Below are 22,193 nucleotides of genomic sequence, written 5' to 3' on the forward strand. Positions count from 1 at the left end.
GGTCCATGTCAAGGCGCGCGAAGCACGGGCCGCCCGTTCCTGCTTGAGAGGGAGAGGAAGGCCGGGACGGGTTTGAGCCGGTGCGGTCGAGAGAGAGCGCTGCGCGGCTAGATCCTGTCCCGCTCTCCGAGGCTCATCCCATGACCTACACCTCTGCCGCCGCGGCCCTTCCGGTCGGGCCGACCCTTGCAGCCGTCGATACCGCCGTCGCCATCCACCAGGCCGGACTTCTCCTTCTTCCCCATCTCGAACGCGGCCAGCGTATCGACGCGGCCACGCTGCGCGCTGCGATGGAGACCGCCTTCGGCGGCTCCGACACGACCGGCGCGTGGAGCTGGAAGGATGCCTACGAAGCCTGCGAGGCCGCGACCGTCCTGTTTCTGCGCAAATACGGAAAGGCGCTTTTCCGTAAAGCCGGGTCTCAGGGCGCCAGCCTGCCGCTTCTGACCAGAATCGCCGGACTTCTGCCCACCCATACGCGCCGCTCCGAAGAGAGCCAGACTTTTCAGCAGTTCTCGACGCCGATTCCGCTCGGCCTGATCGCCGCCTCTGCCGCCGCCATCACGCCGGCCGACCGGGTTCTCGAACCTTCGGCGGGCACCGGACTGCTCGCCATCCTCGCCGAGATCGCCGGCGGATCGCTCACCCTGAACGAGTTGGCCGATACCCGCGCCGATCTTCTTGCGCATCTTTTTCCGGCCAATCCCGTCACCCGCTTCGACGCCGCGCAGATCCACGATCACCTCGATCCCGCCATCGTGCCGAGCGTCGTGCTGATGAACCCACCATTCTCGGCGATGGCGAACGTCTCAGGCCGGATGGCCGAAGCCACCTATCTCCATGTCGCCTCGGCGCTGGCGCGTCTGGCCGAGGGCGGGCGGCTGGTGACGATCACCGGCGCGAACTTCGCCCCCGATGCGCCGGCCTGGCGCGACGCCTTCATTCGGCTTCAGGAGCATGGCCGCGTGGTGTTCACCGCTGCCATCGACGGCTCGGTCTATGCCAAGCACGGCACGACTTTTCCCACCCGGCTAATCGTTATCGACAAAATACCCGCCGACGATCGGGCCGCATTTCCGGCGTCGCCCGGCATCGCGCCCGACGCCGCCACCCTGATCGGCTGGGTTGGCGAGCATGTGCCCGCACGCCTGCCGGTCGATCCGACGATCCTGGCTCCTGTTGCCACGGCCGCGCCTCGCACCGTTCGCCGCTATCTCGCCCGCGCCGCCACCTCCGCGCCGCCGCGTCCCGCCGCCGAACCCGAGGGCGTCGAACTCGCCTACGAGACCGTCGACTGGACGCCCGCCGACGACGGCCGCATCACCGATGCCATCTACGAAGAATACAGATTGCAGGCGATCCGTATTCACGGCGCGCAGGCCCATCCCACCAAACTCGTGCAATCGGCGGCCATGGCTTCGGTCGCGCCGCCCCGACCGAGCTACCGCCCGCGTCTGCCCGCCAATCTCGTCACCGAGGGCCTGCTGTCCGACGCCCAGCTCGAAACCGTCATCTATGCCGGCGAGGCCCATTCGGACTTCCTCGCCGGATCGTGGATGCTCGACGAGACTTTCGATGTTGTCTCGGCCGCGCCCGACGATGCGCCAAATGCCGTCCGCTTCCGTCGCGGCTTCATGCTCGGCGACGGCACCGGCGCCGGCAAAGGCCGCCAGTCTGCGGGCATTCTCCTCGACAACTGGATGAGAGGCCGTCGCAAAGCGGTGTGGATCAGCAAGTCTGACAAACTGCTGGAAGACGCACAGCGCGACTGGTCGGCGCTCGGCATGGAACGCCTGCTGGTCACGCCCCTGTCGCGGTTCCCGCAGGGCAAGGACATTCGGCTGCCCGAAGGCATCCTCTTCACCACCTACGCCACCTTGCGTTCCGACGAGCGCGGCGAAAAGGCGTCCCGCGTCCGCCAGATCGTCGACTGGCTCGGCGCCGACTTCGACGGCGTGATCGTCTTTGATGAAAGCCACGCCATGCAGAACGCGGCGGGGGGCAAGGGCGAGCGCGGTGACGTTGCTGCCAGCCAGCAGGGCCGCGCCGGGCTTCGTCTGCAGCACGCGCTGCCGAACGCCCGCATCGTCTATGTCTCGGCGACCGGCGCGACCACCGTTCACAACCTGGCCTATGCCCAACGGCTCGGCCTGTGGGGCGGCGAGGATTTTCCGTTCGCCACCCGCGCCGAGTTCGTCGAAGCCGTCGAAGCCGGGGGAGTCGCCGCCATGGAGGTTCTGGCCCGCGATCTTCGCGCGCTCGGCCTCTATACCGCCCGGTCGCTCTCCTATGATGGCGTCGAATACGAGCTGGTCGAACACCAGCTCACGCCCGAGCAGACGCGCATCTACGATGCCTATGCCGGCGCTTTCGCCATCATTCACAACAATCTTGACGCGGCGATGGAGGCCGCCAACATCACTGGCGGCGACAGCGGCTCCGGCACGCTGAACCGGCAGGCCAAGTCCGCCGCGCGCTCGGCCTTCGAGTCCGCAAAGCAGCGCTTCTTCGGGCATCTGCTGACCAGCATGAAGACGTCGACCCTGACCCGCTCGATTGAGCGTGATCTGGAGGACGGCCATGCCGCCGTGATCCAGATCGTCTCCACCGGCGAGGCTCTGATGGAACGCCGGCTCGCCGAACTGCCGGCCGAGGAATGGAACGACGTCCGGGTGGACATCACCCCCAGGGAATATGTCCTGGACTACCTCGCGCATAGCTTCCCGGTGCAGCTCTACGAGCCGTTCACCGACGCCGATGGCAATCTCTCCTCGCGCCCGGTCTATCGCGACGGTCAGCCGGTGGAGAGCCGCGAGGCCGTCGCCCGCCGCGACCGTCTGATCGAGAAGCTCGCTTCGCTGCCTCCCGTTCCCGGCGCGCTCGACCAGATCGTCCAGCGTTTCGGCACCGACCTCGTGGCCGAGGTGACGGGTCGTTCGCGCCGCATCGTCCGCAAAACCGGCCCCGGCGGCATCGACCGGCTGGCCGTCGAGAACCGCGCCGGATCGGCCAACTTCGCCGAGACCGCCGCCTTCATGGACGATCAGAAACGCATCCTGATCTTCTCGGACGCGGGCGGCACCGGCAGATCGTATCACGCCGACCTCAATGCGAAGAACCAGCGCCTGCGCGTGCATTATCTGCTGGAACCGGGCTGGAAGGCCGACGCCGCGATTCAGGGCCTCGGCCGCACCAACCGGACCAACCAGGCGCAGCCGCCGCTCTTCCGGCCGATCTCGACCGATGTGAAAGCTGAAAAGCGCTTTCTCTCGACCATTGCCCGCCGTCTCGACACGCTGGGCGCGATCACGCGCGGCCAGCGCCAGACCGGCGGTCAGGGCCTGTTCCGGCCCGAGGACAATCTGGAATCGCACCATGCCCGCGACGCGCTGCGCCAGCTCTACATGCTGCTCGTGCGCGGCAAGGTCGAAGGCTGCTCCCTCCAGATGTTCGAGGCATCCACCGGCCTCAAGCTAATGGACTCGACCGGCATCAAGGACGAGTTGCCGCCGATCACCACCTTCCTCAATCGCCTGCTGGCCCTCACCATCGACTTGCAGGGCATCCTGTTCACGGCGTTCGAGCAATTGCTGAACGCCCGCATCGAGGGCGCCATCGCATCCGGTAGCTATGATGTCGGGCTGGAAACGCTGCGGGCGGAGAGCTTCACCGTCACCGACCGCCAGACGATCCATGTCCATCCCGCCACCGGCGCCGAAGCCCGGCTGCTGACCATCACGCAGCGCCAGCGCAACCACCCGGTCACGCTGGCCGAGGCGCTCGATCTTCTCGCGGATCGGCGGACGAAGCTGCTCATCAACGAGCGCTCTGGCCGCGCCGCAGTCCAGACCCCGACCACCAGCGTCATGCTGGACGACGGGGAGATCGAGCGGCGCGTTCGCCTGATCCGGCCGATGGAGGCGCACAACATCCCCGTAAGGATGATGGGTGAGACCCATTGGGTCGAAGCGGACGAGGCCGGCTTCGCCTCGGCATGGGCGGCCGAAGTCGCCGAGGTTCCCGAGTTCGCCGACAGCATCATCCATGTCGTCAGTGGTCTGCTGCTGCCGATCTGGAAACGTCTCCCGGCCGAGTCGACGCGCGTTTACCGACTCCAGACCGATGACGGCGAGCGCATCGTCGGCCGCCGCGTCTCGCCAGCCTGGGTCGCGGGCGCTGTTGCAACCGGCGCCTCGACGCTGACGCCCGATGACGCCTTCACCGCGCTTATGGATGGCCGGACCATCCTCGATCTGAGCGAGGGGCTTCAGCTTCGCCGCAGCCGCGTCATGGGCGCCAACCGCATCGAACTCACCGGCTTCACCGACACGATGCGGGATCGGTTGCGCGCCTATGGCCTGTTCCACGAAATCATCTCGTGGAAGCTCAGGATGTTCGTGCCAACCGATGCCAGCGGCCCGGCCATTCTGGCCAAGGTGCTCGAACGCTATCCGGTCGAGCGCATCGGTGAACGGGAGGCGGCGTAAATGGTCCGCCAGACCGCTTCCGAACTTGCCCATCGTCTCGGCCGGGAGGCCGAGGCGGTGTGCCGCCACTATCTGTCCAACGGGCGGCGCGAGGGACGCTACTGGATGGTGGGCGACGTGCGCAACACCCCCGGACGTTCCATGTTCGTCCGGCTCAAAGGCCCGGAATCCGGCAAGGGAGCTGCTGGGCGCTGGACCGACGCCGCAACGGCCGAGCATGGCGATCTGCTCGACGTGATCCACGAAAGCTGCGGCCTGATCGACTTCCGCGATGTCGCCGACGAAGCCCGGTCGTTCCTCAGCCTGCCGAGACCGGAGCCTCAACCGGCTTCTCCGCCGTTGCCGGGTAAAGCGCCGCCGGGATCGCCCGAAGCGGCGCGGCGTCTGTTCGCCATGGCGCGGCCGATGACGGGCACAGTCGTAGAGGCGCATTTGCGGAACCGTGCGATTACGGCTTTGCACGACACGGCGAGCCTTCGGTTCCACCCGCGCTGCTACTACCGTCCGGAAGGCGATGGCCCGACCGAGACCTGGCCTGCGATGATCGCATCCGTCACCGACCTTGCCGGCGTCCAGACCGGCGCGCATCGCACCTGGCTTCGGCCCGATGGCGGCGGGAAGGCGCCCGTCAGAACGCCGAGGCGGGCGATGGGTCATCTCCTCGGGCACGGCGTCCGCTTCGGCAGGGCGCAGGATGTCCTGGCGGCGGGCGAAGGCATCGAGACCGTGCTGTCGGCACGCTCGGGTCTGCCCCGCATGCCGATGATCGCCGCGCTCTCTGCGGCGCACCTCGCCGCCATCCTGTTCCCGGTATCGCTGCGCCGGCTCTATATCGTCAGGGATCGCGATCCAGCCGGGACACGCGCGCGAGACCTGCTGGTCGAACGGGCGAGCAGCGCCGGGATCGAGGCGGTTGTCCTGTCGCCGGTGTTCGGGGACTTCAACGAGGATCTCAGACGCCGCGGCATCGAGGCGCTTCGGGCGGCCTTACAGGTTCAGATGATCCCCGAGGACGTCAGCCGGTTTCTCGCTGCGTGAGTGCGGGATCGGTCTGGCAGGGGGATGAGCCACAGCACCCCGAAACCTGCCGTATCCGGTCGTGGTGGTCCCCTGATGCGTCGGAGGGACCGCCGCCCACGGCCTTCTGAGAGGGCGATCGGCCCATAAACGGGCTGGTCAGGCAATGGCCGCGCGACTTGGCTATTTTCCGCCGGCGCCAGACCACCCCATGCGGCAAGCCGCGTGGGGACCCCGGATCAGCCGCCTTTGCAGCGCGAAACAAAATAGCCGTGCCCGGCCATCAAGGCCCTCGCGCGAGCGCGAGGACTGCCAGCCCGTCCCGCCCATGGGCTTCGACGCCTGCGAAGGCCGCGATGGGCGCGGTCGATCCGACAAGGCGAACACTATGATGACCGACTACGATGACTTGAGGTTCGAGCCGCAGCACAGCTCATCCCCCACCGATCACGTCCTCACCGAACTCCAGCTCTACGGCTACCGTCCGTTCAAGGATGAACCCGATCCGAGGCCGCTTCCCGAAGGCAACGCTGTTGCCGGGGCCGTCGCCGACATCTTCGATGCCCTGATCGTCACACTCGGCGACACCCGCCTCGAACCCGACCTCGACGAGCTGCTCTGGTCGACCGTCAATCTCTTCCACCGCGCAACCGGCCGCATCGAGCGCGATCTGGACGACAACGAGCTGGCGCAGCGCCGCCTTCAGCGCGAACAGGACGGCAGCGAGGTGAAGTCGGTCGAGCTGGAGCGGCTCACGGCCGAGGGGCAGACCTTCATCGAGCGGCGCAACAGCATGGAACTCTTCCGCGACGTCGCCGCCGAGCAGTTCGAGCGCCATACCGGATCAGCCTGGCGGCCGCGCTCCGGGTCGATGGTCAACCATCGCAACCTGACCTCGGCAATGATCGACAGCCGCGATTTCCTCGCCGCCAAGCGCCGGGCAGAGGCCGAGGTGATGCTTCCCGCCGGTCCCAGGGTCGCCTTCACCGGCGGTCTCGACTTCAACGATCACCGCCTGATCTGGGCCAAGCTCGATCAGGTCCACGCCAAGCACCCGGACATGGTGCTGCTGCACGGCGGATCGCCGAAGGGGGCCGAGCTGATCGCGGCAAAATGGGCCGACAATCGCAAGGTCCGCCAAGTCGCCTTCAAGCCCGACTGGACCAGACATGCCAAGGCCGCACCCTTCAAGCGCAACGACGCCATGCTCGATACGCTCCCGGTCGGCGTCCTCGTCTTCCCCGGCACCGGCATCCAGGAGAACCTCGGCGACAAGGCTCGCAAGCTCGGCATCCCGGTCATGAAGATCGACGGCGGCGCATAAAGCGCCGCCCTCGGGCGGCTGTCAAAGCCGCCAATTCTTGACGGGGAACCTATTTTTCGGTCACATAAGCCATCCTTGCAGAAACGGCGAAGCACCATAGTCGCAGGCGGCGCGCATCTCCTGGCGGCCTGTCGTGATCGTTTGTCCGTTCATGTGGAGGTTTCCATGTCTCTTATTCTGCTCGCCATCTTCCTTTCCGTCGTGGCCTGCATCGTGGCCTATCATCTGGCGATCTACGCCTTGCCCTTCATGGTCGGCCTGACGGCCTTCAAATATGTCTATGCCACGGACGCCGGATTCTTGATGTCCGGCCTTGCCGCCATCGGCGCGGCGCTCTTGTCCATCGCCGTCGTGATCGCGGTGCTGGGGTTTGCGAAAAACCCGTTTCTGCGTCTCGGCGCGCTCGCCGTCTTCACGATACCCGCCGCCATCGCGGGCTATGCGCTCGTCTATGGCGTTACCAAAAACGCGGTGGATTCCACTCTCGCGCTCAACATCCTCGGCAGCGTGGGTGGCCTGTTCATCGGCGTCGCGGCCATGCTCAATCTCAATGCTCTGGGAACCGCCGTCCTCTCACGCTGAACCGGACAGGCGATGCGTGGCGGCGTCCCGGCGCTCCCCATAGTGATGAAACCCGAGGGCCTGCGTCGCCGGATCTCCGACGCTGCCCGATCAGGGTGGACAGATCGGCATGGAGATGACCTACCGTTATCGCCCCGGTCCCTTCGCCCGGTCAGCCTTGAAAATCGGTCATCGGCTCGGTTCTCGCAAACCGTGCGACAGCATCGCAGCCCGCTGGTCAGCCCGTCGTTTCGCCGGGCGGTTACGACCGCGATCACCTTCATCGTCGCCCTTCCCAATATCCGCCGGATCGCGCCAGCGGCCCCGGATGGTTCTGGCGATGCCATTCTACTGAAAACCCGACAGCACATTCTTCTCGTCCCGGCCTGCCTTCCGGGCGGGGACGCGGATGGTCGGTGAATAAGGCCGGCGCCCGCGCGGGGTGGTGCGGACAGGGCCATGAGAGCACTGTTGGCAGCAAGGACGATGTTTGTGCTGTGCGTCTCAGTCCGTGTGCGTTCCGAGGCGCCAATCCCTCCGACTGACTGATCCCCTAAGTCCGTTCGGTTTCCACCAGCAACCCCCGCGGCTCCCAGCCGTGTTGCCGCGCGAGCGCGGCTGCCCGCTCCACTTGGGGCCTTAGGGGCGAGCTGCCGTGAGGACGGCAGTTGCGGGAGTCTCCCGACAGCCTTGGCCGGGTCTCGTCGGAGGGATGGTCCCTCCGAAGAAGCAACGGAGACTTACAATGCAGAACATCGTCATCCTCGCCGGCAACATCGGTCAGGACCCCGAAGCCCGCATCACCCAGGGCGGCACCGGCATCACCCACTTCACCCTGGCCACCTCGCGTCCCCGCTACTCGGAAGGCAAGGTTGTCCGGGACGAGAACGGCTATCGGGTGCAGGATACCGAATGGCACCGCATCACCGCCTTCAACGGCCTCGGCAAGACGATCCAGCAATATTGCGAGAAGGGTATGAAGGTTCTGGTTCGCGGTCGCATCCACTACACGAAGTGGACCGACCAGCAGGGCAACGATCGCTACGGTTGCGAGATAATCGCCGAGACAGTCGATTTCCTCAGCCGGGCCAGGCAGACCGAAAACGGTCAGGCCCAGCGCGACCTGGACGACGATATCCCCTTCTGACAAGGGCCAGAGCCCGGCGGCAGAAGCCGCCGGGTTCCTTTCGTGCCCACAGAACCATGTTCGTTAGCCTTAGCCGCAAGATATACTTGAGATAATCCGTGAGTTCTCATCAAAGAAGACGTTCATCCTCTCGCGGCCGAGATCCGAGGTCACCGCACAGGTAGAACATGCCATCCGCCAGGTTACGTCGGCTGGCTTCTTGGGAAGAGAGTCCAGCGGTTCGCCGACAAAGCCCTGAAACTGGGACGCACGACATTGATCCCCGAAATAATACTTGCGTGAGCCATCCGCGCTTTCAGCGATCCAAATCATGGGATCGTGCGGATGATTACGAATCGTGGACCCCTCGGGAGCCCAATAGATGAAAGGCGGCTCAGGATCAGCGTCAATGATCACATCAGGCTCACCCAGCACCTCGGATGGTATTGGGTCGTTTTGTGCGGACGCATATCCCACCGTCGTGCTTATCATCGCCACGGCTGCCGCAAAATACCTGACAGATTTCAGCAACAGGCTTCCTCATCATTCCTGCCATCGAAACACGATGACAAGACGTCAAATTACTACGTCGAAAATATGTCCCTGAACACTAACCTCCCGTCTGTCCGGCTCGAAAGGACGACCGAATCAGTCGCAGTTGCGTTGCTCAAATAGGCGTATAGGGCGTCCGATTCAGGTGGATTTCGTCCAAACTCCGACTATTATAGCCGTAGTTGTGGCGCGCTTTTATGTGCCGGTGGGAGGTGATCATGCATGATCACCGCACATCAAACACGAGCCGCGCGCGCATTGCTTGGTTGGACACAGGAGATGCTTGCCGACAGGGCCAGGGTATCGCTCACCGCGCTCAAGCGCATGGAGTCGATCAATGGCCTGCGCGTCTATGAAAGCACCGCCGATCAGGTGCGTCGCGCGCTCGAAGCGCAAGGCATCGTCTTTATCAATTCGGGCCCGCATATTGGAGTGATGGTCGATGTTTCGCAGTTGCATACATACAAATAGGATGGGACGCCGCTTTTGCTCCCCGTCTTCCCCGATAACTATCGTCGCTCTCCGCCGTTTCCCGGTCACTTCGTTGCGCTATGCGTCGGATCGCTTTAGGTGCTGCGTCACACATAGTAGGAGGTAGAATGACCACGTTATCCTTTCTCGACGAGGCGCCGACCGGGGATCTGCTGACCGAATACGACCGGCAGAACGTAAAGCTCTATGTCCGTCTGCTTGATGCGGAGGAAGACGGGGCATGCTGGGAGGAGGCTGTCGAAGTGCTCTTCGGCATTGATCCAGATGCCGAGCCGGAACGTGCGCGCAAAATCCATGACAGCCATCTGGCGCGCGCACACTGGATGACCGAACATGGCTACAAGATCTTACGGCGAGGCCGGCCGAACTAATTTCCCTCTCTGCCGCCGATGACCGTATTGCCGCCAGAGCAAGGCGGCTTGCGGCTCGCGGTAATTGCTCTGTGGATGACTCGCCGCGATCCTCTGCCCTGATTGGCGTATCTTGTTGAGCGGGAGGAGTGTCATGAAACCCAACACATCACTCTGGCGCGTTGCGTCGACTTACGACTTCGTGGATCACGCAGGGGTCGACGATATCGCCTGGGAATGTCTGAGGCGAAACCGGGACTATCAGAAGGACTATGCCGGTCTAAAAGCGCGCAGTGCGCTCGATCGCCCTGTGCCTGCGGAACTGGAGCGCCGCTGGGGGTTGCGATTTCGCCGCCCGTCCTCGCCTCGCAGCCGCTGACCAGCCGATCTTCTGGAGCGAACACGCCAATACGGGCGTCCTTCGCCTGGCTGCCGCTGGCGGGAGTGGTGAGGAGGACCAGGCAACCCTCCGAACATTTCTCGGCGACGAAATCAAAGCGGCCACCGAGGCTCTGCATATTCTGCGCAGGAGCATTAATCCCGACCAGCACCTCATGATCGATCCGAATTGCAGGCCGGACGATCCTCTGGAAGCGCGCATTTCCATCAGCCGCGATGGGCTTGATCGCCTGGCCGCGCTCGAGCGGCTGCTGCGCCAATTCCTCGGCTACAAGGTTCCAGCCGACAGGCGGATGACCGACCAGCAACGCCGGCGCCTGAAATCCATGTTCCGCGCGGTCGACGCACGCCAGCATAATGCCAGCCAGCGCGAGATCGCCGGTGTCCTCTATGGCGTCGAGCGGGTTGCTTCCGAACACTGGAAAACCTCATCCTTGCGCGACGCCGTGAGCGAACTGCTCAAATATGGCGATGCAATGATCGGCGGCGGCTATCTCAAGCTCCTGCGCTTCCGCCGCCGATTGTAGCCGCCTGTCCGATCAAGGGTGGGGGAATTTAGCACCCCCTGAATTCCCCCTCCCTCTGCGCGATCGTTCTTCGCCACCGTGACCTGTGTCCGCCGCTTCGAACCAGCGGCTCCACAGCAAACCACGGAGGCACCCATGCGACCCGATCCTGCTCTTTTACCGCCCCGCTTCCTGCGCACGAAAGAAGCGGCAGCCTTTCTCGGCCTGTCCGCACGCACGCTGGAAAAGCATCGAACCTATGGCACCGGCCCATCCTATCGCAAGCTCGGCGGCCGCGTGGTCTACACCATCCATGAGCTGGAAGCCTGGGCCGAAAAAGGCACGGTCACCTCGACCTCGGACCCGCGCGGCAGCGTGCTGCCCGCCAAGCGGCAGGAGCTGACATCTTCTGGTCATTCCGGCCGCTACGCACGCTGAGGTCGGGCCATATGTCGCGTTATCGACCACCAGCCTCCGAACGGGCCCAGCTCGATGCGTTCGTGATCGCAACGGGCGATGCAAGCCCGCGCGATCAACGGGATCTCATGGAACGGCCGTTCTTCTCGCTGGCCAAGGCCAAGAGGATCGTTCCGATCCGCTACGCATCGGGCGATGTCCGAGTCGAGGTGTTCGCAGTTCCCGAACACGGCATGGCGACCATCTGGGACGCCGATGTTCTCATCTGGGCCGCGAGCCAGATCGTCGAAGCCCAGAACCACGGGCTCGTCACGTCCCGCTTCCTGCGTTTCACACCCTACCAGCTTCTCACCGCAACCGGCCGCGGCACAGGCATTCGCGCCTACGAACTGCTCAAGGGAGCGCTCGACCGGCTGCAATCGACCTCGATCCGCACCACCATCCGTCACGACAAGCAATGGCGGCGGCATCAGTTCTCCTGGATCAATGAATGGGAAATGCTCACCCGGCACGACGGCCGCGTCGAGGGGATGGAATTCGTCCTGCCAGACTGGTTCTATCGCGGCGTCATCGACCGCACATTGGTGCTGGCGATCGACCCGGCCTATTTCCGGCTGAGCGGCGGGTTGGAACGCTGGCTCTACCGCGTTGCCCGCAAACATGCCGGTCGCCAACCGGAAGGCTGGCGCTTCGAGTTTTCCCATCTTCACAGGAAGTCCGGTTCGCTCGCACGACCTTCGGATTTCGCGCTCCACATGCGCCGGCTGATCATGCGCCAGCCGCTGCCGGGCTATCGCTTGGCACGCGAGATCGAGGACGGCCGCGAGCTGCTCCGCATCCAGCCTGTGCGCCTGTGGAAAGCCTGTGGACGAAGTGTGGACGGCATCTGTACTTCGAACGCATCCACTATCTGTACTTCGCACGCAGCAGGCACTGTACTTCGCACGCAGGGACAGCAGTTAAGCCTTTGGCCTGAAAAACGAATTCCGGCCCTTAACTTATCTAACCCTCTTGAATCTAACTTTTGTAGAGGCGCGCGCCCTGGGGAAAACCGGCTTCTCGACACCGCTGGCGACGCCTCCGACGGTCGGCTGACCGCGCAAAACATTCGGCTTTTCGCAAAGCGTGAACGGGGGCCGGAAGATGACTGAACGGTCCCGCAACTCGTGGTCTCGCGTTCCTTTAATCGTTGAACGGAATTCCCCGTTAATCGTGGACTCGCTCATCGACGCCTTACCGTCGCGAAGCACCGGCAACGGCCCACGATTGGCCTGCCAAACGCCGTCGACACGGCACGCGCTAATCATCAAATCGACAGGATTAAAGCCATGAGGCCGCCCGCCGACGTGCGCGCCGCCTACAAGGCCGCGCCCCATCTCACCCATGTGGAGCTCACCTGGCGCCAAGACCGGATCGAACACTGGCTGCGCTTCGGCCATCCAGTCGCCGAGCAACGGATCGATTATGCCCGCCGTATCGCCAGCTTCGCTCCCGGCCACGTCTTCGCCTTCGTCCGTTGGGCCTCGAACGCCTATGGCACGGTGCTTTCGCGCATCGACATCGTGCGCGTCGTCGGACCCGGGGAAGCCTACCAGACGCTGCCTTTCGTGCGGCGCGGCGGCGACATCCTGCTTCGCCTTGACGGCTGGCCGCAGGTGGAAAAGATTCTCCAGGCGATCGACGCCATAGAGGCGCTCGGCCTCGATCCGGCTGATGTTGCGCCCGATCACTGGCGCCATGTCCACAATCGCCTGACCGTCGGTCTGGAGCCGCACGCCTATACGCTTGCGCAGCACAACGCCTGGCTCAAACGGCGGAGGATTCAGTCGTGACGATCCTCGCCGGCGATTGCCGAGAGCTTATGCCCGCGCACGGTCCCTTCGACATGATCATCGCCGATCCGCCTTATGGCGACACATCGCTTGCATGGGACCGGCGCGTCGAAGGATGGCTGCCGCTTGCGCGGGCAGCCCTCGGCCGCACCGGATCGCTCTGGGTTTTCGGCTCGCTGCGCTGCTTCATGGCCACGGCCGACCGCTTTGCCGATGCAGGTCTTCGCTATGCACAGGAGATCGTCTGGGAGAAGCAGAATGGCTCCGGTTTCCACGCCGACCGCTTCAAGCGCGTGCATGAGCTGGCCGTCCAGTTCTATCGCGCCGAGACGCCATGGCGCGACGTTTACAACGATGTGCAGACCACCCCTGATGCGGTCGCCCGCACCGTTCGCCGCAAACGCCGTCCTCCCCATACCGGCCATATAGACGCTGGCTATTACATCAGCCAAGACGGCGGTCCGCGCATCATGCGGTCAGTCATCTATATCCGCAATGCGCACGGCCGCGCCATTCATCCGACCGAGAAACCGACATCGCTCCTCGAAATCCTGATCCGGACAAGCTGCCCTGAAGGCGGTCTTGTTGGCGACTGGTTTGCCGGATCGGGCGCCGCGGGAGAAGCGTGCCGGCTGTCCGGCCGGCACTATATCGGCTGCGAGCTCGATGCCGATATGGCTGCGCTTGCGCGTGCGCGCATCGCCGCCGTCCTGCCGCTGCACGGCGGCGATGCGCGCCGCGAGCCAGCCGGGGACAAGCCATGACCGCGCGCAAGGCCATACTGGCCGCGATGCTCGCCAGTGCAGCGCTCATCGCGCTGCCGGCATGGACCGGGCATGGGCCACGGCTCATCTGGAACGCATCGGCCAGCGAGCCGATCGGGCTCTACACAGTCACACCGGCGACAGAGATCGAAGTCGGCGATCTGGTCGCGGTGCTGCCGCCCGAAGACCTCGCCATCTTCTTCGACACGCGCGGCTACCTGCCGCGCGGTGTGCCGCTCATCAAACGCGTGCTCGCACTTTCCGGCACAAAGGTCTGCCGCCACGCGGCAACGATCATTGCCTACGGTCACGCCTATGGCGAAGCGCAGGCGCGTGACCGCTTCGATCGCGACCTGCCTTCCTGGCAAGGCTGCCGCACACTCGCCGAAGGCGAAGTGTTCCTGATGAACTGGGACGCTCCCGACAGCCTCGACGGCCGATATTTCGGGCCATTGCCGCTTTCCTCCATCACCGCCCGCGTCACGCCGGTCTGGACCGACGAGAACGGCGACGGGCGCTTCCAATGGCGGGCGTCAACGCGGTGAGCGACCCGTCCGTCGGCCGGCGCTCCCCTTGCCGGCCGTCACCATCACCGCAGCAGAAAGGACCAGACCCATGCCACAGATCGGCGAATTCACCCGCGAGAGTTTCGGCTTTTCCGGCCGCATCCAATCGCTCTTCCTCGACCGGACGATCGCAATTCTCCCAGCCGAGCCATCGGAGGTCGAGAACGCGCCCAACCACCGCGTCTATCTCGGCGGCGACGGCGATGGGCCGGAGATCGGCGCGGCATGGACCCGCACCGGCGAGAAAGCCGGCGAGTATCTCTCCGTGCTGCTCGACGATCCGTCCCTTCAGCATCCGATCCGCGCCAACCTGTTCCAGAATGGCAGCGACGCCGTCTCCTGGTCGCTGCACTGGAACCGGCCCCCCAAAGGCGATGGAAAGGACTGAGCGATGCCACTGCCTTGCATCGGGCATCGTCAGACGCGGGCGTTCGGGCGGCATCACGCCGCCCGGCGCATCGCGTTCCTTCTCCTTTCCGGCCTTTTCCTCGCCACCACATCGGCGGCGGCCGCGAGAGCTCAGAACGCACCATCCGTCCTGCAAACGACAGGCGGTCCTATTGCGGCCCATGTGACGGAAGCCGCAGAGCGATTCTCGATTCCCGAGCACTGGATTCGCGCCATCATGCAGACGGAAAGCGCCGGCGATCGCTCCGCCATATCCTCGGCCGGCGCCATGGGTCTGATGCAGGTCATGCCCGACACATGGACGGAACTGCGCTTGCGTTACGGCTTCGGCAGCGACCCGTTTGCGCAGCGCGACAACATACTCGCGGGCACCGCCTATCTGCGCGAGATGCTCGACCGATACAGCAATATCGGCGCGATGCTCGCCGCCTATAATGCCGGGCCGGCGCGTTACGACGAATATGTTTCGACCGGCCGCGCCTTGCCAGCAGAAACCCGTGCCTATGTCGCGGCACTCGTCCCTCTTCTCGGTGGGGAACCGCTTCCTCATAACCTCGCAAATGCTTCGCCATCGGTCACCGACTGGCGCGACGCCGGCCTCTTCGCGGTGTCCGCCAGCAGCCCGGAAACTGCGCCCGGCTTGCACGGCGAGCGTTACGCGAGCGGCACACTGGCGGCACCGACATCGCACCACAATCCGCTCGTGCCAGCACAACCGGACGCCCTGTTTCCGGTGCGGACTTCCCAGGGAGCCCGGCCATGAGACGCAGCGTGCAACCTCGCATCGTGGCGCAATGCCGGAAAGGAGGTGCGGCAGGAAGGGCAGCGTTAGCGATAGTGCGAACGGTAGGGCAAGTTAAAAGCGCCTGCCACGAACGCCCTAAGCCTCTGACTAAGCTTGGCTTTTACGTGGCAGGCGGGTCGGTCGCGTGCAAAGGGCACGAATTTGGGCAAGGAATTCAAGGGCTCGGCGTGGCAGGAGCCAGCCGGGCTGCGCGAGGTGTCCGGCGATGACCGACAGCGAGCACGAATTCCGCATCCGCCCGGGCAAGCCGCGATCTACCCGCGCGCCGCAGGCCAAAAGCTTCGTCAACCAGGTGCTGCGCGCCGCCCAGAAGGCAGGCCACACCCGTTCTCCAGGCGCATCGCGCTCTTCAGGCCGATTATCCGGTTCAGCGCCATCCACCTTCGGCCGCGGTCATAGCAAGTTCGGCCGTTCACACCTCTTCGCATCCAATCGCCGCGTCATCGCCAAGGCCCGCATCGCCCGCCACAAAGGCCGCGCCTTCCGTGCAGCGCCGATGGCGGCGCATCTCGCCTATCTCAAGCGCGAGGGCGTCAGCCGGGACGGCGAGCGCGGGATCATGTTCGACGCCGAGACCGATCGCGCCGACGATCTCGGTTTTGCCCGGCGCTGCGAAGAGGACCGGCATCACTTCCGCTTCATTGTCTCGCCCGAAGACGCCGCCGACATGGACGACCTCAAGGGCTTCACCCGCGATTTGGTCAAGCAGATGGAGGCCGATCTCGGCACAAAGCTCGACTGGGTGGCCGTTGATCACTGGAACACCGACAATCCCCATGTTCACCTCCTGGTGCGCGGGGTCGACGAAACGGGAGCCGACCTGGTTATCTCCCGCGACTACATCAGCCGCGGCCTTGCCTCCCGCGCCCGCGATCTGGTCGATCTCGAGCTCGGCCCCAAGCCCGAACACGATATCCGCAACGCACTTGAGCGCGAGGTGACCGCCGAGCGCTGGACCCGACTTGATCGTGAGATCACCCGGCAAGCCAACGAACTGGGCTACATCGATCTGCGGCCCGAGGTGAAAGGCCCCGACGATCCCGAAATCCGCAGGCTGATGATCGCGCGGCTGCGCCATCTCGAACAGGCCGGCCTCGCGACCGACGCGGGCATCAACGAATGGTTTGTCGAGCCGGGAGCCGAACGCACATTGCGCGATCTGGGCATCCGCGGCGACATCATCAAGACCATGCATCGCGCTTTTGCCGAACGTGGCTCCGAGCGCGGCGCCGCGGACTTCGTGATCGATGCAGCGCGCGAGGGCCCGCCGATTATCGGACGGCTCATCGACAAGGGGCTCCATGACGAGTTGACCGGCGAAGCCTATGCCGTGATCGACGGCACCGACGGCCGTGCCCATCATGTTCGCCTGCGCGGCATGGAGGCGTTCGCACATGCGCCCGACGTTGGCGGCATCGTCGAAGTCCGGCGCTTCGGCGGGCCGGACGATCCGCGTCCAACCCTGATCCTCGCCAACCGTTCGCATCTCGATCTGAACGAGCAGATCACCGCACCCGGCGCGACGTGGCTCGATCACCGGTTGGTCGAGCGTGAACCCATGCCGCTCGCCACCGGCGGTTTCGGAAAGGAGGTTCGCGAGGCCATGGACGCCCGTGCCGAGCACCTCACTGACGAAGGCCTTGCCAGGCGTGACGGGCAGCGGATTGTCCTGCAGCGAAATCTGCTGAGCACCCTCCGCCGCCGCGAACTCGATGCCGTCGGTGCTGAACTTTCGGCCGAGACCGGAATGCCGCATGTGACGGCGCAGGCCGGCGAATACGTATCCGGCACCTACAGCCGCCAGATCACGCTCACCTCAGGGCGCTTCGCCATGATCGAGGGACGCGGTCCTGACGGCGGGCTCGGCTTCCAACTCGTGCCCTGGTCACGCGAGATCGACGACAAACTCGGCCAGCACATCTCCGGGGTCGCGAAATCCGGCAGCGGCATCGAATGGTCGCTGGGACGCAAACGCGATCTCGGCCTTTGACGAAAGGAATCTCTCATGTCCGGCACGAAAATCCTCTGGGGCCAGATTTCCATCGTCTTCCTGATCGTGCTCATCTCGGTCTGGTCAGGCACGCAATGGGTCGCCTGGCGGCTCGGCTTCCAGCCTCAGCTCGGCCCGGCCTGGTTCGAGGTGATGGGCTGGCCGGTCTATTATCCACCGGCGATCTTCTGGTGGTGGTATTTTTACGACGCCTATGCCCCGCGCATCTTCGCCGAGGGCGGCATCATCGCGGCGTCGGGCGGGTTCCTTGCAATCGGCATCGCCATCACCATGTCGGTGATGCGCGCCCGCGAGGCGGCCGATATCGATACCTATGGTTCGGCGCGATGGGCAGAGCGGCCCGAGATCGAGAAGGCCGGGCTGCTCGGCCCCGACGGCGTTGTGCTCGGAAAGCTCGATCGGGATTATCTGCGCCATGACGGGCCGGAGCATGTGCTGTGCTTTGCGCCGACACGATCGGGCAAGGGCGTCGGCCTCGTGGTGCCCTCGTTGCTGACTTGGCCCGGCTCGGCCATCGTCCACGACATCAAAGGTGAGAACTGGGAGCTCACGGCGGGCTTCCGAGGAAAGCACGGTCGCGTGCTCCTGTTTGATCCGACCAATGCGGCATCTGCCGCCTATAATCCGCTGCTCGAGGTGCGGCGCGGCGAATGGGAGGTTCGCGACGTCCAGAACATCGCCGATGTGTTGGTCGATCCCGAAGGGTCACTCGAAAGGCGCAACCACTGGGAAAAGACCAGCCATTCGCTCCTGGTCGGCGCCATCCTCCACGTCCTCTATGCGGAGAAGGACAAGACGCTTGCCGGTGTCGCGGCTTTTCTCTCCGATCCCCGTCGCACGATCGAAGCCACGCTCGATGGTATGATGGCCACCAGGCATCTGGGCGAAGCTGGCCCGCATCCCGTGGTCGCCTCGACCGCCCGCGAGCTCCTGAACAAATCCGACAATGAGCGTTCCGGTGTGCTCTCGACCGCCATGAGCTTTCTCGGCCTCTATCGCGATCCTGTCGTTGCGGCCGTCACCGCGCGCTGCGACTGGCGCATCGAGGACCTGATTGCCGACGCAAAGCCTTCCACACTCTATCTCGTGGTGCCGCCATCCGACATCTCCCGCACCAAGCCGCTCATCCGCCTGGTGCTCAACCAGATCGGCCGCCGCCTAACCGAGGATCTCCATACGAAAAAGCGCAAACATCGCGTCCTGATGCTGCTCGACGAGTTTCCGGCGCTCGGCCGGCTCGACTTCTTCGAGAGCGCGCTGGCTTTCATGGCCGGCTACGGTATCAGGAGCTTTCTGATCGCCCAGTCGCTCAACCAGATCGAAAAGGCCTACGGCCAGAACAACGCCATCCTCGACAACTGCCATGTGCGTGTCAGCTTTGCCACCAATGACGAGCGCACGGCAAAGCGCGTTTCCGATGCGCTCGGCACAGCAACCGAGATGAAGGCGATGCAAAACTATGCCGGCAGCCGGCTTGCGCCCTGGCTGGGGCACATCATGGTCTCGCGCTCCGAGACCGCCCGCCAGCTCCTTACGCCCGGCGAGATCATGCAGCTTCCGCCCGATGACGAGATCGTCATGGTCGCCGGCACGCCGCCGATCCGCGCGAAGAAGGCGCGGTATTTTGAAGATCAGCGTCTCAGTGAACGCATTCTGCCACCGCCAGATCCCGCAAAACTCGTCGTCACCGCGCGGCCGGATGGCTGGTCGGTGCTCAAGCCGGTCAAACCGGACGAAACACTGATCGCTGCCGCCGAAGAGGCCAGGAAGAAGAAGGAAGACAAGGCCAATTCCAGCCTGCGCCGTGAGCCCGAACTCCCCGACCATGTCGAGATCGTCCACGAGAAGAAGGAACCCGCTCCCGAAAACGAGTTCAGAATCATGCTCGACGATGATCAGGAGGACAACGCCCGCCAGCGACAGGCGATCCGCCGCCAGATGGGCCGTATCGCCCGGCAGACTTCACTCAATCCCGATGACGGTATCGAACTGTAAGGAATATGGCCATGCGCGATCGTCTCAACGCCTCCCTGCCAGTTGCCCTGATCGATCAGGTCGCCGAACTTGCCGCGCGCAAGAAAATAACGCGCTCTTCAATTGTCGAGGCGGCGCTCGAATCCTTTTTCTCGCCCGACAATGCCCAGATGCAGGAGGCAGCACTTGCCAGACGCCTCGACCGGCTTTCCCGACAGGTCGCCCGGATTGAGCGGGATCTTGGCATCTCGGCCGAAACGCTTGCGCTGTTCGTGCGCTTCTGGCTCACAGTCACACCGCCCATAGCGCCCGATGCCTATTCTGCAGCACAAGCCAAGGGTCGAGTGCGGTTCGAAGGATTCGTCGACACGCTCGGCAAGCATCTGCAGTCCGGCCGAAGCTTCTTGAAGGAGATACCGGAGGATGCTGCTGCAAGTTCAGCGGATCGCGTAGACAACTAGATTCACCTGTTTCGGGTGCCGGCACATCGTAAATGCTTTGATGTATATTCGGAAGGTGTCCACGCCCCATTTCGCAAAAGTGTTCCAATCAGGCAGTTCGCAGGCTGTGCCGCACCCTAAGGAATCCCGCCTCCATGTAAATGAAGTCGAGGTCTCGCGCGAAGATGAAGCCGTCATCCTGCGTCCCGAGGCCGATAAATGACACCGTTGGGCTTCGCTGCACGCCGCTGTCGCGCGAGATGACGATAGTAAGGAACAACACAGGGAATTCTCCTACGTTCCAGACCTGCGCCTTGAAGATTAGGCCATCATTTAGCCCCGGGCGTCAGTGAACTCCCTCTCGCTTTTAATTCGTCGGCGGCCCCTAAATCTCACGCAGACCTATCGAGCCAATTCCGCCGTTTTCCTGTATTTACACGCTACGCTACGACGCCTGCCGAAACTTCTTGAACTGCCGCGCTTTGTGGCTCTTTTAGTCATCCCCATCCGGGGATCGCCAATCACCTCCTCCCCGGCGGAACGGGGATGAGATGGCCGGAAACAACCAGAAACGGGCAACGACCGAACGCGGCGCGCGCATGCTGCGAACCGCGCTCGGGCCTGCCATCTCAACTCTCCTGCAAGACAAGTCCATCGTCGAGGTTATGCTGAACCCCGATGGTCGCATCTGGGTGGATCGGCTGTCCGAGGGCCTCTCCGACACCGGCGAACGGCTGACTGCAGAGGACGGTGAGCGTATTATCCGCCTCGTCGCCCATCACGTCGGGGCCGAGGTCCACGCCCGTTCGCCGCGAGTCTCGGCCGAACTTCCCGAAACCGGCGAACGGTTTGAGGGACTATTGCCGCCCATCGTGGGCGCGCCCGCCTTCGCCATCCGCAAGCCCGCAGTGGCGATATTCAGCCTCGACGACTATGTGGCGGCCGGCATCATGAGCGCCGCCCATGCCGCCACGCTGCGCAATGCCGTCGCTTCCCGCGCCAATATCCTCGTCGTCGGAGGAACGAGCACCGGCAAAACGACGCTCACCAATGCGTTGCTCGCCGAGGTCGCCAAGACGGCAGATCGCGTCGTCATCATCGAGGACACGCGCGAGCTGCAATGTGCCGCACCGAATTTGGTGGCAATGCGGACCAAGGATGGCGTGGCGACGCTTTCCGATCTCGTCCGCTCCTCGCTGCGCCTGCGCCCCGACCGTATCCCTATCGGCGAGGTGCGCGGCTCCGAAGCCCTGGATCTGCTCAAAGCATGGGGGACCGGACATCCCGGCGGAATCGGGACCATCCATGCTGGTTCCGGCATCGGCGCGCTGCGCCGTCTCGAACAACTCATTCAGGAAGCCGTTGTCTCTGTCCCGCGCGCCCTCATCGCGGAGACGATCGACATAGTAGCAGTCCTTGCCGGGCGCGGTTCCGCGCGCCGGCTGGTGGAACTTGCCCGCGTCGAAGGGCTCGGCCCGGATGGCGATTACCAGCTTTCGCCCGCCCTTCCAGACCCCACCCCAAACGACCCTTCAGGAGAACCCGCATGATCCGCCGCGCCTTTCGCATCCGCCGTCACATCGCCACTGCCAACGCCTTCACTTGGGTCGCTCTTATGACGTCGCCGGCGCTCGCCTCCGGCTCGTCCATGCCGTGGGAGGCACCGCTTCAGTCGATCCTCGAATCCATCGAGGGTCCGGTGGCGAAAATCGTCGCCGTCATCATCATCATCGTGACCGGCCTGACGCTCGCCTTCGGCGATACCGGCGGCGGCTTCCGGCGGCTGATCCAGATCGTTTTCGGGATTTCGATCGCGTTCGCCGCCAGCTCCTTCTTTCTCAGCTTCTTCTCCTTTGGTGGCGGGGCGCTGATCTGATGGCGACCGTTCTCGAACAGCTCGACGCCGTGCCGGGGTTCACCGCCCCGGTTCATCGCGCGCTCAGCGAACCCATCCTACTGGGCGGTGCGCCGCGTTCGGTAGCGATCCTCAACGGCACGCTTGCCGGGGCCGTGGGTCTCGGCCTTCAGCTCTGGCTCGCCGGCATCCTGATCTGGGCAGCAGGCCATCTCGCAGCCGTATGGGCGGCGCGGCGCGATCCCCTCTTCATGGAAGTAACGCGCCGACACCTGCGCGTTCCGGCTTTTCTTTCGGTGTGAGGCGC

The 22,193-nt window shown here is 64.2% G+C and carries 25 protein-coding genes; 23 read left to right on the forward strand and 2 right to left on the reverse strand.

The window, feature by feature from the left end; all coding sequences use genetic code 11:
• Positions 1 to 140: 140 nt before the first annotated feature.
• From ABDF71_RS12460 to ABDF71_RS12485, 6 genes are all read left to right on the forward strand, one after another.
• Positions 141 to 4,487: a strawberry notch family protein gene (locus tag ABDF71_RS12460; protein ID WP_094514355.1), complete on the forward strand. Its 4,347-nt coding sequence runs from the start codon at positions 141 to 143 to the stop codon at positions 4,485 to 4,487.
• Complete coding sequence (locus ABDF71_RS12465; RefSeq protein ID WP_094514353.1) at positions 4,488 to 5,525, forward strand: DUF7146 domain-containing protein; 1,038 nt, start codon at positions 4,488 to 4,490, stop codon at positions 5,523 to 5,525. It begins immediately after the preceding gene.
• Between the two features lie 367 nt (positions 5,526 to 5,892).
• Entirely contained in the window at positions 5,893 to 6,828 is a 936-nt protein-coding gene (locus ABDF71_RS12470; protein WP_094514421.1) for a DUF2493 domain-containing protein, read from the forward strand.
• Between the two features lie 165 nt (positions 6,829 to 6,993).
• Complete coding sequence (locus ABDF71_RS12475) at positions 6,994 to 7,410, forward strand: hypothetical protein (RefSeq protein WP_094514352.1); 417 nt, start codon at positions 6,994 to 6,996, stop codon at positions 7,408 to 7,410.
• A gap of 192 nt (positions 7,411 to 7,602) precedes the next feature.
• Positions 7,603 to 7,809 (forward strand): hypothetical protein, encoded by a 207-nt coding sequence (locus ABDF71_RS12480; RefSeq protein ID WP_094514350.1) that lies wholly within the window; start codon positions 7,603 to 7,605, stop codon positions 7,807 to 7,809.
• Between the two features lie 325 nt (positions 7,810 to 8,134).
• The gene (locus ABDF71_RS12485; RefSeq protein ID WP_036589112.1) at positions 8,135 to 8,536 is read left to right on the forward strand and encodes a single-stranded DNA-binding protein; all 402 of its coding nucleotides are present in this window, start codon (positions 8,135 to 8,137) and stop codon (positions 8,534 to 8,536) included.
• Positions 8,537 to 8,605: 69 nt separating this feature from the next.
• On the opposite strand, the gene ABDF71_RS12490 is transcribed toward ABDF71_RS12485, so the two are convergent.
• Positions 8,606 to 9,046 (reverse strand): hypothetical protein, encoded by a 441-nt coding sequence (locus ABDF71_RS12490; RefSeq protein WP_199270306.1) that lies wholly within the window; start codon positions 9,044 to 9,046, stop codon positions 8,606 to 8,608.
• A 243-nt stretch (positions 9,047 to 9,289) separates the two neighbouring features.
• Here ABDF71_RS12490 and ABDF71_RS12495 point away from each other — a divergent pair, with 243 nt between their 5' ends.
• The 14 genes from ABDF71_RS12495 (at position 9,290) to ABDF71_RS12560 (ending at position 20,052) form a co-directional block, all read left to right on the forward strand.
• Positions 9,290 to 9,538 carry a helix-turn-helix domain-containing protein gene (locus ABDF71_RS12495; protein ID WP_036589110.1) on the forward strand — a complete coding sequence of 83 codons (249 nt, stop codon included), beginning with the start codon at positions 9,290 to 9,292 and terminating at the stop codon, positions 9,536 to 9,538.
• Positions 9,539 to 9,666: 128 nt separating this feature from the next.
• Positions 9,667 to 9,930 carry a DUF2285 domain-containing protein gene (locus ABDF71_RS12500; protein WP_094514348.1) on the forward strand — a complete coding sequence of 88 codons (264 nt, stop codon included), beginning with the start codon at positions 9,667 to 9,669 and terminating at the stop codon, positions 9,928 to 9,930.
• A 133-nt stretch (positions 9,931 to 10,063) separates the two neighbouring features.
• Complete coding sequence (locus tag ABDF71_RS12505) at positions 10,064 to 10,288, forward strand: transcriptional regulator domain-containing protein (protein ID WP_080692129.1); 225 nt, start codon at positions 10,064 to 10,066, stop codon at positions 10,286 to 10,288.
• Entirely contained in the window at positions 10,203 to 10,835 is a 633-nt protein-coding gene (locus ABDF71_RS12510) for a DUF2285 domain-containing protein (protein WP_235819905.1), read from the forward strand. The genes ABDF71_RS12505 and ABDF71_RS12510 overlap by 86 nt, the downstream gene beginning before the upstream one ends.
• Before the next feature lie 135 nt (positions 10,836 to 10,970).
• The gene (locus tag ABDF71_RS12515; protein ID WP_036589108.1) at positions 10,971 to 11,252 is read left to right on the forward strand and encodes a helix-turn-helix transcriptional regulator; all 282 of its coding nucleotides are present in this window, start codon (positions 10,971 to 10,973) and stop codon (positions 11,250 to 11,252) included.
• An 11-nt stretch (positions 11,253 to 11,263) separates the two neighbouring features.
• Entirely contained in the window at positions 11,264 to 12,382 is a 1,119-nt protein-coding gene (locus tag ABDF71_RS12520; RefSeq protein WP_094514347.1) for a replication initiator protein A, read from the forward strand.
• A gap of 177 nt (positions 12,383 to 12,559) precedes the next feature.
• Positions 12,560 to 13,063 carry a DUF2840 domain-containing protein gene (locus tag ABDF71_RS12525; RefSeq protein ID WP_094514345.1) on the forward strand — a complete coding sequence of 168 codons (504 nt, stop codon included), beginning with the start codon at positions 12,560 to 12,562 and terminating at the stop codon, positions 13,061 to 13,063.
• A 29-nt stretch (positions 13,064 to 13,092) separates the two neighbouring features.
• Positions 13,093 to 13,827, forward strand: coding sequence for a DNA-methyltransferase (locus ABDF71_RS12530; protein WP_094514419.1), 735 nt, complete (start codon positions 13,093 to 13,095; stop codon positions 13,825 to 13,827).
• On the forward strand, positions 13,824 to 14,372 hold the full coding sequence (locus ABDF71_RS12535) for a S26 family signal peptidase (protein ID WP_094514343.1): 549 nt from the start codon (positions 13,824 to 13,826) through the stop codon (positions 14,370 to 14,372). The genes ABDF71_RS12530 and ABDF71_RS12535 overlap by 4 nt, the downstream gene beginning before the upstream one ends.
• Positions 14,373 to 14,442: 70 nt before the next feature.
• The gene (locus ABDF71_RS12540; RefSeq protein WP_094514342.1) at positions 14,443 to 14,781 is read left to right on the forward strand and encodes a DUF736 domain-containing protein; all 339 of its coding nucleotides are present in this window, start codon (positions 14,443 to 14,445) and stop codon (positions 14,779 to 14,781) included.
• Between the two features lie 3 nt (positions 14,782 to 14,784).
• Complete coding sequence (locus ABDF71_RS12545) at positions 14,785 to 15,564, forward strand: lytic transglycosylase domain-containing protein (RefSeq protein WP_094514340.1); 780 nt, start codon at positions 14,785 to 14,787, stop codon at positions 15,562 to 15,564.
• Positions 15,565 to 15,811: 247 nt separating this feature from the next.
• A complete protein-coding gene (locus tag ABDF71_RS12550) occupies positions 15,812 to 17,596 on the forward strand; it encodes a relaxase/mobilization nuclease domain-containing protein (RefSeq protein WP_500061600.1) in 1,785 nt (594 codons plus the stop codon).
• A gap of 15 nt (positions 17,597 to 17,611) precedes the next feature.
• Positions 17,612 to 19,612, forward strand: a complete 2,001-nt coding sequence (locus ABDF71_RS12555; RefSeq protein ID WP_094514337.1) for a conjugal transfer protein TraG — start codon at positions 17,612 to 17,614, stop codon at positions 19,610 to 19,612.
• An 11-nt stretch (positions 19,613 to 19,623) separates the two neighbouring features.
• Positions 19,624 to 20,052 (forward strand): ribbon-helix-helix protein, CopG family, encoded by a 429-nt coding sequence (locus tag ABDF71_RS12560; protein WP_036589091.1) that lies wholly within the window; start codon positions 19,624 to 19,626, stop codon positions 20,050 to 20,052.
• Between the two features lie 88 nt (positions 20,053 to 20,140).
• On the opposite strand, the gene ABDF71_RS12565 is transcribed toward ABDF71_RS12560, so the two are convergent.
• Positions 20,141 to 20,314, reverse strand: a complete 174-nt coding sequence (locus ABDF71_RS12565) for a hypothetical protein (protein WP_167387112.1) — start codon at positions 20,312 to 20,314, stop codon at positions 20,141 to 20,143.
• A 268-nt stretch (positions 20,315 to 20,582) separates the two neighbouring features.
• Between ABDF71_RS12565 and trbB the strand changes: the two genes are divergently transcribed.
• Genes trbB through ABDF71_RS12580 form a run of 3 tightly spaced genes read left to right on the forward strand, consistent with a single transcriptional unit; the run spans position 20,583 to position 22,188 of the window.
• The gene (gene trbB / locus ABDF71_RS12570) at positions 20,583 to 21,581 is read left to right on the forward strand and encodes a P-type conjugative transfer ATPase TrbB (protein WP_094514336.1); all 999 of its coding nucleotides are present in this window, start codon (positions 20,583 to 20,585) and stop codon (positions 21,579 to 21,581) included.
• A complete protein-coding gene (locus ABDF71_RS12575; RefSeq protein WP_094514334.1) occupies positions 21,578 to 21,907 on the forward strand; it encodes a TrbC/VirB2 family type IV secretion system protein in 330 nt (109 codons plus the stop codon). The genes trbB and ABDF71_RS12575 overlap by 4 nt, the downstream gene beginning before the upstream one ends.
• Positions 21,907 to 22,188 carry a VirB3 family type IV secretion system protein gene (locus ABDF71_RS12580; protein WP_094514332.1) on the forward strand — a complete coding sequence of 94 codons (282 nt, stop codon included), beginning with the start codon at positions 21,907 to 21,909 and terminating at the stop codon, positions 22,186 to 22,188. Before ABDF71_RS12575 ends, ABDF71_RS12580 begins: the two co-directional genes overlap by 1 nt.
• The last annotated feature ends 5 nt before the right edge of the window (positions 22,189 to 22,193 follow it).

Source organism: Ochrobactrum sp. WV_118_8, from assembly GCF_039631535.1.
Taxonomy (GTDB): domain Bacteria; phylum Pseudomonadota; class Alphaproteobacteria; order Rhizobiales; family Rhizobiaceae; genus Brucella; species Brucella anthropi.

Coding starts and splice junctions, on each gene's coding strand:
- ABDF71_RS12515 (WP_036589108.1), top strand. CDS start 10,971: ATGCGACCCGATCCTGCTCTTTTACCGCCCCGCTTCCTGCGCACGAAA.
- ABDF71_RS12580 (WP_094514332.1), top strand. CDS start 21,907: ATGGCGACCGTTCTCGAACAGCTCGACGCCGTGCCGGGGTTCACCGCC.
- ABDF71_RS12460 (WP_094514355.1), top strand. CDS start 141: ATGACCTACACCTCTGCCGCCGCGGCCCTTCCGGTCGGGCCGACCCTT.
- ABDF71_RS12525 (WP_094514345.1), top strand. CDS start 12,560: ATGAGGCCGCCCGCCGACGTGCGCGCCGCCTACAAGGCCGCGCCCCAT.
- ABDF71_RS12485 (WP_036589112.1), top strand. CDS start 8,135: ATGCAGAACATCGTCATCCTCGCCGGCAACATCGGTCAGGACCCCGAA.
- ABDF71_RS12575 (WP_094514334.1), top strand. CDS start 21,578: ATGATCCGCCGCGCCTTTCGCATCCGCCGTCACATCGCCACTGCCAAC.
- ABDF71_RS12465 (WP_094514353.1), top strand. CDS start 4,488: ATGGTCCGCCAGACCGCTTCCGAACTTGCCCATCGTCTCGGCCGGGAG.
- ABDF71_RS12555 (WP_094514337.1), top strand. CDS start 17,612: ATGTCCGGCACGAAAATCCTCTGGGGCCAGATTTCCATCGTCTTCCTG.
- ABDF71_RS12495 (WP_036589110.1), top strand. CDS start 9,290: ATGATCACCGCACATCAAACACGAGCCGCGCGCGCATTGCTTGGTTGG.
- ABDF71_RS12475 (WP_094514352.1), top strand. CDS start 6,994: ATGTCTCTTATTCTGCTCGCCATCTTCCTTTCCGTCGTGGCCTGCATC.
- ABDF71_RS12520 (WP_094514347.1), top strand. CDS start 11,264: ATGTCGCGTTATCGACCACCAGCCTCCGAACGGGCCCAGCTCGATGCG.
- ABDF71_RS12500 (WP_094514348.1), top strand. CDS start 9,667: ATGACCACGTTATCCTTTCTCGACGAGGCGCCGACCGGGGATCTGCTG.
- ABDF71_RS12550 (WP_500061600.1), top strand. CDS start 15,812: ATGACCGACAGCGAGCACGAATTCCGCATCCGCCCGGGCAAGCCGCGA.
- ABDF71_RS12535 (WP_094514343.1), top strand. CDS start 13,824: ATGACCGCGCGCAAGGCCATACTGGCCGCGATGCTCGCCAGTGCAGCG.
- ABDF71_RS12540 (WP_094514342.1), top strand. CDS start 14,443: ATGCCACAGATCGGCGAATTCACCCGCGAGAGTTTCGGCTTTTCCGGC.
- ABDF71_RS12505 (WP_080692129.1), top strand. CDS start 10,064: ATGAAACCCAACACATCACTCTGGCGCGTTGCGTCGACTTACGACTTC.
- ABDF71_RS12530 (WP_094514419.1), top strand. CDS start 13,093: ATGCCCGCGCACGGTCCCTTCGACATGATCATCGCCGATCCGCCTTAT.
- ABDF71_RS12560 (WP_036589091.1), top strand. CDS start 19,624: ATGCGCGATCGTCTCAACGCCTCCCTGCCAGTTGCCCTGATCGATCAG.
- trbB (WP_094514336.1), top strand. CDS start 20,583: ATGGCCGGAAACAACCAGAAACGGGCAACGACCGAACGCGGCGCGCGC.
- ABDF71_RS12545 (WP_094514340.1), top strand. CDS start 14,785: ATGCCACTGCCTTGCATCGGGCATCGTCAGACGCGGGCGTTCGGGCGG.
- ABDF71_RS12470 (WP_094514421.1), top strand. CDS start 5,893: ATGATGACCGACTACGATGACTTGAGGTTCGAGCCGCAGCACAGCTCA.